The organism is Ruegeria sp. HKCCA6837 (assembly GCF_013034475.1).
GTDB lineage: Bacteria > Pseudomonadota > Alphaproteobacteria > Rhodobacterales > Rhodobacteraceae > Ruegeria.
Genome location: NZ_WQGD01000012.1, coordinates 79,611 through 93,040 on the forward strand (window position 1 = coordinate 79,611; position 13,430 = coordinate 93,040).

At 57.0% G+C, this 13,430-nt stretch carries 15 protein-coding genes; 2 read left to right on the forward strand and 13 right to left on the reverse strand.

Annotated elements, in window-relative coordinates; translation table 11 throughout:
* The first annotated feature begins 64 nt into the window (after nucleotides 1-64).
* Together GOV91_RS22940 and GOV91_RS22945 are read left to right on the forward strand one after the other, a co-directional pair.
* Nucleotides 65-280, forward strand: a complete 216-nt coding sequence (locus GOV91_RS22940) for a hypothetical protein (RefSeq protein WP_371732331.1) — start codon at nucleotides 65-67, stop codon at nucleotides 278-280.
* A 319-nt stretch (nucleotides 281-599) separates the two neighbouring features.
* Complete coding sequence (locus GOV91_RS22945; protein WP_371732329.1) at nucleotides 600-830, forward strand: transposase; 231 nt, start codon at nucleotides 600-602, stop codon at nucleotides 828-830.
* Nucleotides 831-839: 9 nt separating this feature from the next.
* Here the strand turns inward: GOV91_RS22945 and GOV91_RS16280 are convergent, their stop codons facing one another.
* From GOV91_RS16280 to GOV91_RS16340, 13 genes are all read right to left on the reverse strand, one after another.
* A complete protein-coding gene (locus GOV91_RS16280) occupies nucleotides 840-1,535 on the reverse strand; it encodes an RraA family protein (protein WP_171236283.1) in 696 nt (231 codons plus the stop codon).
* Nucleotides 1,532-2,227: an alpha/beta fold hydrolase gene (locus GOV91_RS16285; protein WP_171236284.1), complete on the reverse strand. Its 696-nt coding sequence runs from the start codon at nucleotides 2,225-2,227 to the stop codon at nucleotides 1,532-1,534. Before GOV91_RS16285 ends, GOV91_RS16280 begins: the two co-directional genes overlap by 4 nt.
* The gene (locus tag GOV91_RS16290) at nucleotides 2,224-3,348 is read right to left on the reverse strand and encodes a cobalamin-independent methionine synthase II family protein (protein ID WP_171236285.1); all 1,125 of its coding nucleotides are present in this window, start codon (nucleotides 3,346-3,348) and stop codon (nucleotides 2,224-2,226) included. Before GOV91_RS16290 ends, GOV91_RS16285 begins: the two co-directional genes overlap by 4 nt.
* 102 nt (nucleotides 3,349-3,450) lie before the next feature.
* A complete protein-coding gene (locus GOV91_RS16295) occupies nucleotides 3,451-4,413 on the reverse strand; it encodes a cupin (protein ID WP_171236286.1) in 963 nt (320 codons plus the stop codon).
* Between the two features lie 150 nt (nucleotides 4,414-4,563).
* Entirely contained in the window at nucleotides 4,564-5,538 is a 975-nt protein-coding gene (locus GOV91_RS16300; protein WP_171236287.1) for an ester cyclase, read from the reverse strand.
* Nucleotides 5,535-6,554: a LacI family DNA-binding transcriptional regulator gene (locus GOV91_RS16305; protein ID WP_171236288.1), complete on the reverse strand. Its 1,020-nt coding sequence runs from the start codon at nucleotides 6,552-6,554 to the stop codon at nucleotides 5,535-5,537. Before GOV91_RS16305 ends, GOV91_RS16300 begins: the two co-directional genes overlap by 4 nt.
* A complete protein-coding gene (locus GOV91_RS16310; protein ID WP_171176359.1) occupies nucleotides 6,554-7,321 on the reverse strand; it encodes an SDR family NAD(P)-dependent oxidoreductase in 768 nt (255 codons plus the stop codon). The genes GOV91_RS16305 and GOV91_RS16310 overlap by 1 nt, the downstream gene beginning before the upstream one ends.
* Nucleotide 7,322: 1 nt before the next feature.
* Nucleotides 7,323-8,387 (reverse strand): ester cyclase, encoded by a 1,065-nt coding sequence (locus GOV91_RS16315; protein ID WP_254440699.1) that lies wholly within the window; start codon nucleotides 8,385-8,387, stop codon nucleotides 7,323-7,325.
* 78 nt (nucleotides 8,388-8,465) lie between these two features.
* Nucleotides 8,466-9,806 (reverse strand): histidinol dehydrogenase, encoded by a 1,341-nt coding sequence (gene hisD, locus GOV91_RS16320; RefSeq protein ID WP_171236289.1) that lies wholly within the window; start codon nucleotides 9,804-9,806, stop codon nucleotides 8,466-8,468.
* An 11-nt stretch (nucleotides 9,807-9,817) separates the two neighbouring features.
* Nucleotides 9,818-10,348, reverse strand: a complete 531-nt coding sequence (locus GOV91_RS16325; protein ID WP_171236290.1) for an ester cyclase — start codon at nucleotides 10,346-10,348, stop codon at nucleotides 9,818-9,820.
* 132 nt (nucleotides 10,349-10,480) lie between these two features.
* Nucleotides 10,481-11,503 carry an ester cyclase gene (locus GOV91_RS16330; RefSeq protein WP_171236291.1) on the reverse strand — a complete coding sequence of 341 codons (1,023 nt, stop codon included), beginning with the start codon at nucleotides 11,501-11,503 and terminating at the stop codon, nucleotides 10,481-10,483.
* A 2-nt stretch (nucleotides 11,504-11,505) separates the two neighbouring features.
* A complete protein-coding gene (locus GOV91_RS16335) occupies nucleotides 11,506-12,387 on the reverse strand; it encodes a carbohydrate ABC transporter permease (protein ID WP_170575797.1) in 882 nt (293 codons plus the stop codon).
* Nucleotides 12,388-12,396: 9 nt separating this feature from the next.
* Nucleotides 12,397-13,428, reverse strand: a complete 1,032-nt coding sequence (locus tag GOV91_RS16340; protein ID WP_171236292.1) for a carbohydrate ABC transporter permease — start codon at nucleotides 13,426-13,428, stop codon at nucleotides 12,397-12,399.
* Nucleotides 13,429-13,430 lie beyond the last annotated feature (2 nt).

The following is a 13,430-nucleotide window of genomic DNA, read 5'->3' on the forward strand; positions in this document are numbered from 1 at the left end:
TGATTCATCGCGTTCAAAACAAGCGGTGAACATATCTGATCTTTTCTGGTTGAGCGACGAGCAAATGGCGCGTCTGGCGCCGTTCTACCCAGATTCCCATGACAAACCTCGCGTTGATAACAGGCGTGCCTTGAGTGGGATTATCTTCATCAACCGCAACGGGTTACGTTCGCGCGATGCACCCAGGAAATATGGACCACACAGTTTAAGGGGACCGTGGCCCCAAGGGGGCCGCGAAAGCCCCGGAAACGCTCTACAATCGTTGGAAGCGATGGAGTGACAAAGGCATCTTTGCCCGGATTTTGGTCGGCTTGGCTGCCAACCACGGCGAAGAAAAGACGGTCATGATCGATGCTAAATACCTGAAAGTCCATCGCACAGCTTCCAGTCTTGCCGTGAAAAATAGGCCCTGGATTTCTGATCGGGCGAACCAAGGGCGGCATGAACATAAAGTTGGATGTAGTTTGTGATAGTCAGGGACACCCTTTGAATCTGTTTTTCACTGCCGGTCAGGTCAGCGGCTACGTTGGTGCTAGGGCATTTGTCAGCAGTCTGCCAAATGTCGAATAGTTGCAGGTTGATCGCGGCTATGATGCCGAATGGTTCAGAGAAGGGTTAAAAAACTAGGGGATACGCGTGCGTATCCCAGGACGCAAACAGCGCAAAATAACCGTCCGATACGACATGCGCCGCTACAAACGCGCAATCGGATTGAGATCATGTTTGGCAGATTGAAGGACTGGCGGCGTGTCGCAACGCGGTACGACAGGTGTCTCACAGTCTTCCTCTCAGCCATCACTCTCGCCGGTTTGGTCATCTATTGGCTATGAGTTCTGCCCCTAAGTCCGAGAGGCTTCGAACGCCGCCCATGCTTTTTCAAAAGTGTCGAAATCGAACCCTGTTGCGCGAGCGGGTTCAAGGATCAGTTTTTCGGTTTCAAGAAGCTTGATGATCGCCTGCTCTAGATCGTCCACCACTTCGGGTGGGATAAACAAGGCACCATGCCGGTCGGCATGCACAAGGTCTCCATCTTTGATCACAAGGCCGTAGATTGTCACCGGTGTGCCAACTTCTTTCACGTGCACGAATCCGTGACTTGGCCCGACAGACCCGGCAACTACCGGAAACCCATCCGGCAGGTCGCCGAGGTCTCGCATCACGCCGTTGGTCAGGGCGCCGTTGATGCCGAAACCCTTGTGTACGGTCGTATTGATCTCACCCCAATAAGCGCCGATGCAGTCGGGATAGTCCGTGTCTTCCACAACGGTCACAGATGGGCCACTGCCCGAGGCCATGTGCCGGTAATAGTCCATTCGGCGCGCGCGGATCACGTCGGGCGCCTCGGTCGGCGGATTCACAGCGGCAATCTTAGCGGTGCGGGCATATCCCACCATCGCGCCTGCGTCGGGATCAGAGCACAGCATTGTGCCCCGGGTAAAATCATTGAATCCGCGCTTGCCCTGGGCCACTTCGATGGCGTTGCAAACAGTCGGTGTGTCGACCTTTTTCAGCAGGTCCAGCAGGGATTGTTTCATATCAGCTCCAGCCAGCGGGTCAGAGCCGCCGTGGTTTGTTGCGGTTGTTCCAGTGTAGGCAGATGGCCGGCGTTTTCGATAATCTCCAACCGGCTCTGCGGCATCAGATCGTGCATCAACTCATGCCTTGAGACGGGACACAGGGCATCGTCGCGCCCGCACAGAACCAGTGCTGCGCCGGTAAAGTCCCGCAGGGTATTGCTCTGATCGGGGCGATCACGCAGAGCCTTGGATTGATTAATGAAAACGCCCGGCCCAAGTCCCATGGCCATATCCATGCACAAATCCAGAATGGCGGCGCGGCGTGGGCCGTCAGTCAGGTAGTTCGGCTTCATCTCTTCGGCCATCACCTTGCGCAGGTTGCCGCGTTCGACGGCATCGATCTGAGGACTGCGCCTGGCCCTGACCTCGTCCATCTCTGCCATCGGGTTGGTGTCCATCAACGCTATACCAGTCACACGATCCGGTGCTTGACGCAGGATTTCCATCGCCACGATGCCGCCCATAGAGAGCCCGGCAATAGCAAATCGTTCAGGCGCATAGGCCAGTACATCGGCGGCCAGCGCTTGTATCGTGTCCTGTCCGCCAATGGGTGCAGACAGGATCGGGTATTTGCCTGACAGAGCGTCAATCTGCGGGGTGAACAACCGCGCATCGCACATCATGCCGGGCAGAAGGATAAGCGGCGTCATATAACCAATGCAGCCCCTTCAGCAAGCGCGCGCAGCTTGGCGTAGGCGATATCCGGATCGACCGCGCCAAAGCCAGCAAAAGTGCCAAAGCCACAATCCGATCCGGCAATCACCCGCTCAGACCCAACAATGTTAGCAAACCGCTCAACACGCTGCGCGATCAGTTCCGGGTGTTCGATAAAGTTGGTCGTGGTGTCGACAACACCGGGCACCAAAACTTTGTCATCGGGAATCTCATCCTTGCCGTCGCGGAACACCGTCCATTCATGCGCATGTCGCGGGTTCGAAGTTTCGAACAGAACATAGCGGGACTTGGTGGACATCAGCGTTGGAAACACCTTGTCCATGCCGATGTCACAGCAATGCGGACCCTCGTAATTGCCCCAGCAAATATGGACACGCACTTTGTCGGAAGGGACGTTTTGCAGCGCGTGATTCAACGCCTCAACATGCATGTCGGCGATTTTCACGAACTCATTGTCAGAAAGATCATTGAACAGCATATGACGAGACAGAGCGAGGTCAGGACAATCGAGTTGCAAATCCAAACCCGCACCAACGATGGTCTCATATTCTTCTTTCATCGCGTCGGCCAGCGCGACCAGATAAGCCTCACGCGTTGGGTAGTAATCATTCTGCAAAAACAGGGAAATCACCCCAGGGCTGGCGGCATTCATAAAACCGCGCTCAACCCCGTGTTCCGCCATCGCGGCCTTGAGATTATCTATGTCCTTCTGCAATTCGCCCTGCCCCTTCGAGCGCACCTCACCTACGCACATGGGCCGCGCATATTGCGGCGTTCCGCCGTCATCTGCCAAACGCTGCAGAAAACCCGGAAACATCTTGAGGTCCGCCGGCGCGTTGCGTGGGCTGTCACCGGCAAAGCCGGTGTAGCGGTCCTTTACATAAGTGGCATATGAGATTTTTGAGGTCTCGCCGTCTGAAACGATATCAATTCCGGCATCGGCCTGTTTGCGCACCGTCTCAGACACTGCGGCGGTCATACAGGCATCGAATGCGGCTTGATCGAACGGTTCCTCTCGCTCGCGTGCGAAGATGAAGTCAACAACCTCCTGACTGCGCGGCAGGCTTCCCACATGGGTGGTTGAAATGCGGGTCATGTATTCATCTCCCTTCAAATCTTGCTCCTGCGCCGGGCCGGAAACCGGGCGCAGGATGTGCTGAGCATGTCCCGATTGATTTCGGGAGACGCAATTTTGGCGTTATGCCCCTGTCCAGGTTGCGCCAGCCGGATCGTCGGTGGCAGTGATACGGTACAGACCCGCTTCGCCGGTCATCGACGGCTCGGCGCTGTAGCTTTCACCGGGCAGAACCAGCGCGGTATCACCGTTGGACAGGGTGGTTTCGACCTCATTGATTTTGATGCGCCAATGACCGCTGGCCGGCATCAGAACCACAGGTTTATTCGCCATGACCTGTTTACCAACGGCGGAACCGCGTGTCAGGAAATCCACCTCGAAGCCGGGCTTGTCCTTGATCAGACCATTTTCGCCAATCACGACCGCCGGCTTGTCCGCCGCCAACGCCATCAGGTCCCAGTACCGGGCGACATATTTGCCGATCACCGCATCAACGGGAACCTCGGGGTACGCTTTCATCTCTTCCTCGGTTAGCAAGGGCATGGGCTGCACGTTGTGCGGCAATTTCTCGCCCTTTTTGCTGTCATAGAGCACGCCGTTATTGCCTAGAACCAAGCCATGGGCCTGCGCGTCCTGAATAACTTGCGGAGCCCAGGTCACACCGCCACCTGCGTCATCGCCGCCCAGCATCGACATGATCATGCCATAGTCCTGGCCGACATTCTCGAACCCACGGAAGATGCCTGTCGGGATGTTGAAGATATCGCCTTCCTCGGCGATAAACTCTCCTGCGGTCCCGTATCGACCCCAGAAGAATCGCCAGCGGCCTTTCGCAACAAAGAAGACCTCGGCTGTGGTGTGGCTGTGCAGCGAGTTGCGGCATTTCGGAGGTTGTCCCGCTGCACCGATGTTGAACCCGATCTTGTCGGTGATGTGGACGTGCTGATCGGGGCTTTCGCTGACGCCGCCGCCGATGATGGTAAAATTCTCTTTCTGGTCCGAGCCTGGCGTGTGCGCATCGATGAACGCGGTCTTACAAGGTTTCAGCTCGCCATAACGGACGATGCGGCTTTGAATTGTACTCATATCTTTTTCCTTTTGATTTGCGTTTGATCGGATCAAACCAAACCTCCCGGCGGGCGATTGTTCAGCCGCTGGGCGCGCAGGCTGGCGCGATGGGCGTGGAACCGCCGTAACGCCTGTCCGGTATCCAGATTTGAGATACGGTGCGGCATTCTAGAGATCGCCGGTTTTCAGCAGAATCTGTTTCCAGATCGAGGTTTCGTCAAACAGGGTGTATTCCTTGCGCAAACCCCAGGGACCGAACTCGGCTTGGCTGATACCCAGCACAAAAACCTCGGCCCCGGTCGGCACACCAAAGACGCCCCAACCGTCATGCTTGCCGTGCAGCGTCCAACGGATCGCGGCACGCGGCGGCATCATCGGATCGTCGCGGCCAATCTGGTGCTGAACTTTGAATTCTGCATTCGGGAAAGAGGCGCGCAGGCCCATCCAGAACCGATCCACTGGCCCCCAACTATGCCCCGTGGTACCGCCGGGATATTCCGAAAGGACCCCGCGATCATACTCTGCCTGGATTACACCCATATCGGCATTCATAATCCGGGTCAGGATCTCAGAGTATTTCTGGCCCCACTCATTATCGTTGCCATAGCCTTTATAAGGACCGGGCTGATCGTTTGCGGGCGTGTAGGGCTGAACACAGGCGTCGGGTCCGCCTTCGCGGGCGATCAGGTCGCGGGCATATTCCTTGGGGTCCCAACCCATCTGCTGGACGATCGCGCTCTGGTCGCGGATCAGCCATTCGTCGTTGATCTGGTTGTTGATAGCGTGGCAGTCGGCGAGAATGCGATAAACCAGCTTTTTACCGGTTGCATTGCCATAAACGCCGTCGCCCAAATGTGTTGCCGTGGACAGCAGCCGGTGCGACGACAGCATGCCCTCTTCCGGTGTGCCCGACCAGATCACATCCTCGCCGAGCAATGTACGATCCGGAAACTCGGCAAGAGTCGCCATCGTGGCGGCGATAACCCCTTGATTGCCAACCACAACCGAAGCGGGCGAACGCACCACAATGTCCGGCGCATAATAGTGGTGCAAAGTGGCAATGCCGCGATCTTCCCAAATCTCTTTGGTGATCCCGATGATATAGTCGGGAAAATCTTTGAACTTGGGATCAAATCCCTTCATGTCTTCCATCCTTCAGGTATGCGGGCAGAGCCGCGGACAATAAGCGGTCCGTCGATCTCTAACCGGCGCGGACCGACGTCCGGGCCTTCGATTTTGCTCAGTAAAATGTCCACGGTTTCGGCAACCATACGGTTGGCGGGTTGCCTCACAGTGGTCAGGTCATAGGTGGGCCATGCAGCCACGGCCACGTCATCATATCCAACGACAGAAACATCATTGGGCACGTTCAGCCCCAACTCAAACCTCAGAGTATCCATTACCGCAATCGCCATATGATCATTGGCTACAAACACGGCGTCAGGCGGATCAGAGGCAAACATCTCGAGGGTCGCCTCGCGCGACTTTTCGCTGGAAAAGTCACCAACCCCGCGCGCGTGCAACGCGACGCCCGCTTTGTTCAACGCAGCTAAAAATCCTGCTTCGCGGTCCCGTTGGGTCGAGGCCCCTTCCCAGCCCGCAATGTACCCGATTTTCTTATGACCGCCTGCCAGAAGAAAATCAGCCACCTTACGGCCTCCGGCAATATTGTCAGACGAAACCGCTGACATCCCCGGATCGTCCTGAGCCCGGTTGAACAGCACCACCGGAATACCGGCTGCCTGACACCGATCAGACAGATCAGACGACAATGCAACCGACGCGGCAATGATCCCATCCACTTGGAAATCAAGGATTTCCTCGACCACCTTGTCGATGTTCTGCGCCGAGTTCGATGCCATAAAGACCAGCACGTGATAGCCACGTTCCTGCAGCGCGTTCGTCAGCTTTTCCAGGGCTTCGGGGTAGAACTGGTTGTTCAGATACGCCACGACCAAACCGATGATCCGGCTTTTTCCAGAAACAACTGCGCGGGCCAGTACGTTGGGTCGGTACCCCAGCTCGTCCGCCGCCTTGCGCACTTTCTCAGCTGTTTTCTTCGACGCGGATGCGCCAGGCGTAAACACCCGGCTGACCGCAGATTGACTGACCCCAGCCAAACGGGCAACGTCCAAGGATGTGATCTTTTGCCCAGGCATCAGTCTGCTGTCCACCCACCGTCAATCATCATCGCAGTCCCGGTCACAAGCGCTGAGGCGTCTGAAGCGAGATAGACCACAGCCCCCATGATGTCTTCGATTTCACCGGGGCGACCCAGTTTGATCTTGTCCAAAATCCAGGCGCGTTTGTCCGGGTCATCGAAGGTCGCGCGCGTCAGGTCCGTCAGGATAAAAGTTGGGCAGATCGTGTTGACCCGGATTTTCGCGGGCCCGAACTCTAACGCCATCGCCTTGGAGAACCCTTCAACGGCGAATTTCGACGCGCAGTAAACGGCGCGTTCGCGGCCGCCGACATGGCCCATCTGACTGGAGATATTGATCAACGAACCGGAGCGGCCAGCATCGAGCAGGCCCTTGGCGACGGCCTGGGTCAGGAAATAGGCACCTTTGACATTGACGCCCATCACGGCATCAAAATCTTCCGGCTGCGTGTCCACGGCCTTGCTATGGCGGGCAAGCCCGGCCGAGTTCAGCAGAATATCAAAGGGCCCGCTCTGCGCCACGGCTTCAGAAGTTGCTGCCACGTCCGACACATCCAGTTCCAGAACCTCTGCCAACCACCCCCGAGCCGACATGTCCTTTGCAATTTGCTGCAGCGCGCCAGTACGGCGCGCCGCCAGAGTGACCTCAGCACCATGTTCCGCCAGCGCCACAGCGCAGGCCATGCCGATGCCGGACGAGGCTCCGGCAACCAGCGCGCGCTTGCCGCGTAGTTTGAAACTGGGTGTGCTGGGGAATTGGGGCATATCAGACCTCGCCGACCGGGAACGCAATTGTGCCCGGAACGCGTGCCTTGTTGAACTCACGCAGGCGGGCAAAGACATCTACGCCCAGTTGGCGGTATGCGTCCAGCAGATCGACCATGACCCAGTTCTCGCGGATCAAACCACCTTCGAGCCGCCAGAAATCAAGGCTACGCATGGTGATCCGCTTGCCAGAGGGTGCAATGCCCATCCAGCCATCGTGGGTGACAGTCTGGATCATGTCGGGCCAGCCGGTCACAGCTGCATAGTCGCCATCGCCAAAGAAGTGATAGGTGATTTCATCAACGAATTTACCGCGGTCGGGCATGCCGTTCAGAAAGGGTATCTGGTGCCAGTTGCGGAAGCCCGAGATGCCGCGCCCGGTTCCGATGCCGGCAGGGCCGTACCAGTTCATGCGCGGATGCCAGAACTTTTCCATCTCCATTACTTCGGGCCCACCCTGACTGGGGTGTTTCTTCAGATGGTTCAGCATGTCGACGATATGGTTGCACGAGGCCTGTGATGTCTCCTCATCCCACGGTCCGGGCACGATCCCGTCCAGTGTCACCGGGCCGGGAATGCAAAACTCCAATCCCAGTGACGGGGCCATCGGCCAGGCCTTCGCCTGCATCATCACTTCGGGAATGTCCCAAAGCGTCTGGATCTCGACAACCTTGCCATTTTCGAAGCGGTAGAATTCGTGGAACCGCATATGGGTCAGGTGCCCGGTCGGTGGGATGTCCAGCCAGGGGGCAACGAAAGTACCAACGTAGTGGCCACCACAGCCGATCCAATCATTGCCATGTTCCGTGGGTCCACCCATCACGATCCAGTCGCGACGTTCCAGATCAGGCATGGATGTCAGCAGCGGCGCATAGCAGGTATCGTAGAGCTCCTGCGGGCCGGTCAGGTCACCGAACGGATGCGGCATGTGGATGACGGCGTCAGGCGCAACCACAGCGCCCAAAGCGGCCCGAACGCCTGTTTCGTCAAAGTTGTACATGGCTTCGCGCAAGGGCGCGATCAGAGCCTTGTGAGTAGAATGTGTGTCCATTGCGACATCTCGCATTGTGTTATCTGCTTCTCTTTCAAAATCCGTAACGCCTGGTCGATCCCGGGCGCATGTTCTGTGGCGGTTACCTGGCGGTCACGAAGACGCCTCGGCGGCCTCGCGATAAGCCGCGCCTTCACCGTAGGGCACGTTAATGCCCCCATAACGGCGAACTCGGATGTTGCATTGCTCGGCATGGCCAACAAAGCCCTCCAGCATACACAGGCGCGAGCCGTATTCGCCGATCATCGCCGCAGCCTCATCAGTGATGACTTTCTGATAGCTGTGCGTTTTCATGAACTTGCCGACCCAGAGCCCACCTGTATAGCGACCGGCTTTTTTGGTTGGCAGGGTGTGGTTGGTGCCGATCACCTTGTCGCCGTTGGCCACGTTGGTGCGTGGCCCAAGGAACAACGCGCCGTAGCAGGTCATGTTTTCCAGGAACCAATCGTCGCGGTCTGTCATCACCTGAACGTGCTCGGACGCGATGTCATCCGCCAATTGCAGCATTTCCTCATAGGTATCGCAGACGATGATCTCGCCATATTCCTCCCAACTGACTTTGGCTGTGCTGGCGGTGGGTAGGATACCGAGGATACGGTCGATTTCGACGAGTGTTTCCTCAGCCAGCTTGCGCGAGTTGGTGATCAGGACACATGGGCTGTTATAACCATGTTCGGCCTGTCCAAGCAGATCAGTCGCACAGAGCTCGGCATCGGCTGCGGTTTCATCGGCGATGACCATTGTCTCGGTCGGACCCGCGAAAAGGTCGATGCCGACGCGGCCAAACAACTGGCGCTTGGCTTCGGCCACAAAGGCATTACCTGGTCCCACCAGCATGTGAACAGGGTCGATGGTCTGGGTCCCTATCGCCATTGCGCCAATCGCCTGAATACCGCCCATGACATAGATTTCATGCGCGCCGCCCAGATGCATGGCCGCGATCACCGCCGCGTTTGGTTTACCCTGAAAAGGTGGTGTGCATGCGATAATCCTGGGAACGCCCGCAACCTTCGCCGTTGCCACTGACATATGCGCCGAGGCAACCATCGGGAACTTGCCGCCCGGCACGTAGCAGCCCACGGACTGCACCGGGATATTCTTGTGACCCAGGATCACACCGGGCAGAGTTTCAAGCTCGATATCCAACATCGAGTCGCGTTGCGCCTGAGCGAAGTTAATCACCTGCTTCTGAGCGAACTTGATGTCGGCCAGCTCGCGTTCAGTCAACGACGCGATCAGGTCGTCGATCTGCCGTTGGCTCAGGCGGAAACTCTCAGGCGAGTAGTTGTCGAATTTCTCCGACAACTCGCGCACTGCGATGTCACCGCGGATTTCGATATCTTTCAGCGTCGCCTCGACGACGGTACGTGTCTTGGCATCGTCTTCGGCCCGGTCGGCCTCGGGTTTGCCGCGTTTCAGATATTCGATTGCCATTGTCCTAATCCTCAATTGTCGGGTCGGGGCGGAGTTTTCTCTCCCCGGTCAAATGTTTCCCAGCCTTCACCATTGAACAGATCAACGCCAAGCTGTGCGGCGACATGGGCAAAATCGACGTTCACCCAGTTGTCGACGATTTTGCCGTCGACGACTTTCCAGAAATCCATGTATCGGATTTCGACCCGCCTGCCGGTCGGGGCGATGCCCAGAAATTCGCCCGAATGCGTCGCCTCCTGTCGGCCGAAGGCCGCAGCCCATTCGCCCATGTAAAGCCGGGCCTCGTCGATGCAGGTCTTGTCTGAGAACGCCGCCTGAAACGGGCGTTGCCAGTTTTCCTGAAACTCTTTCAACCCGGTTTTGGTGCCGCAGCCCTGGTTGCCCAGCCAGCGGAACCCTTCCGAAAAGAACTCGCCTATATCGTCGATGCGGTGGTCGTTCAAACCATCGACCATCCCCTCGATCACGGCGCGGGTCTCGTCGGTTTTGCTCATGTCCGTGTCTTTGGTCAGCACGGCCTGTTCGGGGCGGGAGCCCTTCATGTGTCTCTTCCTTTTTAGGTGCGTGAGGAATCTTCTGATGTGAACCGCGCGGTTAGCGCGCCGACAAAAAATCCCTCGGCATCCGGTTGAGCGCTGGGTGACGCGCAACAAAACTATTTCTTGCAGCCGAGCTCATGCCGCTTCCTTCATATCGCTTAGGGCGGCCATACGGGCGAACACGTCCACACCCAGCTGTCGGTAAAGATCAATCATATCGACCATGACCCAACATTCTTGAACCAGATCATTCTCGATGCGCCAGAAATCCAGACTGCATCGCGTGACCCGACGACCCGTCGGGGCAAGCCCGAGGAACCCGTCTCCGGAGTGAGTGGCGGTGCCAGATGGCCAACCGGTGAAGGCCACCAGATTGCGGTCACCGAAAAACACCCCATCTTCTAAATGGCGCGTATTGTCTGACAGTCCCTGCCGAAAGCCTCTAAAGATTCTGTTCCGAATTCCTGCGTGACCGCGTGCTGTGCCCAACCCGGTTGGGCCAAACCAATAGGCATTGTCGCTCCAATACCCACCAAGACCACGACCCGGGGACGTCGCATCGCCTTGCTTCAGGTCATGCAGCATGTCCCAAACGAGGTGTACTGACGCATCAGTCATCGCCTTGTCATTTGGCGCAGTCACCACGCCCTGCCCATCCGCCGGTCCGGGGCACATCCATTCGACACCCAACTGTGGAGCAAAGGGCCAAACGCCAGCCTGAAGCATAACTTGAGGAATGTCCCATAGACCTTCCATCTCGACGACTTGCCCGTCTTCGACGCGCAGATATTCGTGGTAGCGCATGAAAACAGGCTGGCCAGTCGCTGGGATACCCAGCCATTTCGCGTGCAACGTGCCAACAAAGTTACCGCCCAAGCCGACCCAGCTACCACCGGCGGAGCCACCCCAACGCGGGCCTGCCATGACAATGAAATCTCGGCGTTCCAGATCGGGCATAGCAACCAGAAGCGGGCGATAAACACGGCTCCACAGTTCCTGAGGGCCTGTTATTTCGTTGAACGGGTAGCCAAGTCGGATCCTCGCGTTAGGCGCGAAAATCCGCAGGATTTCCTGCTGCATCCTTTGCGGATCGCCGGCCCTAAACGCAGCCCGCAATGGCTGTAAGAGGACCTTGTTCTGATCGTGAATCGTCTCCATGATCAGCCCTTTACGGCTCCGGCGGTCAAACCGCTGACGATCTGGCGCTGGAAGAACAGGATCAGGACGAACAGCGGGGCAGTCGCCGAAACCACGGCGGCGACCGCATACATGACCTTGCCTTCAACCTGAGTGGTGCCCATGAAACTGTTGATCGCAGGTATGATGGTTTCATTCTCTTCGCTCAGCAGCATCACCGCGACGGTAAAGTCGTTATAGGCCAGCAGGAAACTGAACAGGCCAGTGGTGATCACGCCGGGCCACATGACCGGGACGATCACGTGCCGGAAGGCCTGGAACCGGGTGCAGCCATCGACCATGGCACTTTCGTCCATGTCTTTCGGGATGTTCTTGAAGAATGAATGCAGCATCCACAGCGTGAAAGGCTGATTGATTGCCACAAGCACAATGATGGTCGTTGGCAGAATGCCCCAGACGTTCCACTCGAAGAACCACAGCAGGTAACCAGAGACCAGCGTGATGTGCGGCATAGCGCGGAACACCAGCGCGGCCATAAGGATCCAGAATGCATAGCGAAAGCCGGAACGGGCCAACGCGTAACCGCCCAATGTTCCGAAGGTTAGCGAGATGACTACGGTAAAGAAGACAACGATGCCTGTATTCTTGAAGTTGAACCAGAAATCTTCCTCGATCCACGCGCCGTAATAGCCTGCGCCGGTAAAGGCGCTTCCGGTTTGCTCGATCGTGTTTGTGCCGCGCAGCGCGTTCATCCAATCGGCCTTGGACAGGAAGTCAGCCTGAACCTTGAAGCTGCCCCAGAAGGTCCAGAAAAAGGGGAACGCAGCAATGATCAGCCAAAGGGCCACAAAGCCAAAAGAGAACAGCTTTAGCGGGGTCATGCGGGATTGTGCTTTGGTCGCCATGTCGTGTCCTCAGTGAGATTTACGGGTGAAGTCGCGCCAAGTGCGCACCAGTACCGGCATCATCAGAATGACAACGATGATGATGGTGATCAGCGAGGTCGCTCCAGCCGAGGCATAAAGCGGATTGCCACTTTCGCGCAGGTCGTTGAAGATAATCCAGCTCAGCGAGCGCGCATGGGCCTCGGCTTTGAAGCTGACGATGGGTTCAAAGACACGCAAGTTGTCCATGATCATCATAAGGGTCACAAACGAAACCAACGGCATCAGATGCGGCACGATCACATGGATCATGCTTTGCCATTTGCTGGCACCGTCGATCTGCGCGGCTTCCATCGTGTCTTCGGGCACCGTCTGAAGCCCGGCATAGAATGTAATGAAGCTGAACGGCAGGGTGTGCCAGACACCGTAAACCATCAACATGATCCACATCAGCGGCGTGGACGCCTTCAGGCTTAGGGTTGGATCATTGAAAAGCCGTTGAATTGTTGCCCCGATCACCCCGTCACCGTCGACCATCCAGAACAGGATCAAGGAACCAACCAGTGGGGTTACGAGGAATGGCAAAAGGGAAATGAAGATCGCAAGGCCCTTCAACGCGCGTGGCAGGTTGTTCACCCCAACCGCAATGGCCAGACCCAGAACCAAGACCAGAGGCGTCACAATGAAGGTATAGGCCAGCGTGAAGGTCAGAGCGTTGTAAAATGGCAGGTTGTAAACCTTCGACCAGAACTCACCCAGGCTTTCTGAAGTTGCCCATGCCTCCCCAATGTCGGCGAGGGCCAGGTGTGACCTGTCGAAATACGTGCCCAGACCGTTGAAACGGCCCAGCGGTTGTTCTTCCCGCAGCTTCTCGGTCGCTTCCGTATCAACTGTTGTTGTCGGGTTACATCCAAACGGACCGCAGCTTTCCGAGACGACCAGAACCTGTTCGTGTTCGACAAAAAGCGACTGGATAAACACCGACACGATAGGCAGCGCAATGAATAGGATCATCGCGGACAGTGTCGGCAGAACAAACCAGAAGAAGGTGCGGTGTTTCATGA

Bases quoted from the DNA above. Each gene is read 5' to 3' on its own strand.
- GOV91_RS22940 (WP_371732331.1), top strand. From the start codon at position 65: ATGGCGCGTCTGGCGCCGTTCTACCCAGATTCCCATGACAAACCTCGC.
- GOV91_RS22945 (WP_371732329.1), top strand. From the start codon at position 600: ATGGTTCAGAGAAGGGTTAAAAAACTAGGGGATACGCGTGCGTATCCC.
- GOV91_RS16280 (WP_171236283.1), bottom strand. From the start codon at position 1,535: ATGAAACAATCCCTGCTGGACCTGCTGAAAAAGGTCGACACACCGACT.
- GOV91_RS16285 (WP_171236284.1), bottom strand. From the start codon at position 2,227: ATGACGCCGCTTATCCTTCTGCCCGGCATGATGTGCGATGCGCGGTTG.
- GOV91_RS16290 (WP_171236285.1), bottom strand. From the start codon at position 3,348: ATGACCCGCATTTCAACCACCCATGTGGGAAGCCTGCCGCGCAGTCAG.
- GOV91_RS16295 (WP_171236286.1), bottom strand. From the start codon at position 4,413: ATGAGTACAATTCAAAGCCGCATCGTCCGTTATGGCGAGCTGAAACCT.
- GOV91_RS16300 (WP_171236287.1), bottom strand. From the start codon at position 5,538: ATGAAGGGATTTGATCCCAAGTTCAAAGATTTTCCCGACTATATCATC.
- GOV91_RS16305 (WP_171236288.1), bottom strand. From the start codon at position 6,554: ATGCCTGGGCAAAAGATCACATCCTTGGACGTTGCCCGTTTGGCTGGG.
- GOV91_RS16310 (WP_171176359.1), bottom strand. From the start codon at position 7,321: ATGCCCCAATTCCCCAGCACACCCAGTTTCAAACTACGCGGCAAGCGC.
- GOV91_RS16315 (WP_254440699.1), bottom strand. From the start codon at position 8,387: ATGCGAGATGTCGCAATGGACACACATTCTACTCACAAGGCTCTGATC.
- hisD (WP_171236289.1), bottom strand. From the start codon at position 9,806: ATGGCAATCGAATATCTGAAACGCGGCAAACCCGAGGCCGACCGGGCC.
- GOV91_RS16325 (WP_171236290.1), bottom strand. From the start codon at position 10,348: ATGAAGGGCTCCCGCCCCGAACAGGCCGTGCTGACCAAAGACACGGAC.
- GOV91_RS16330 (WP_171236291.1), bottom strand. From the start codon at position 11,503: ATGGAGACGATTCACGATCAGAACAAGGTCCTCTTACAGCCATTGCGG.
- GOV91_RS16335 (WP_170575797.1), bottom strand. From the start codon at position 12,387: ATGGCGACCAAAGCACAATCCCGCATGACCCCGCTAAAGCTGTTCTCT.
- GOV91_RS16340 (WP_171236292.1), bottom strand. From the start codon at position 13,428: ATGAAACACCGCACCTTCTTCTGGTTTGTTCTGCCGACACTGTCCGCG.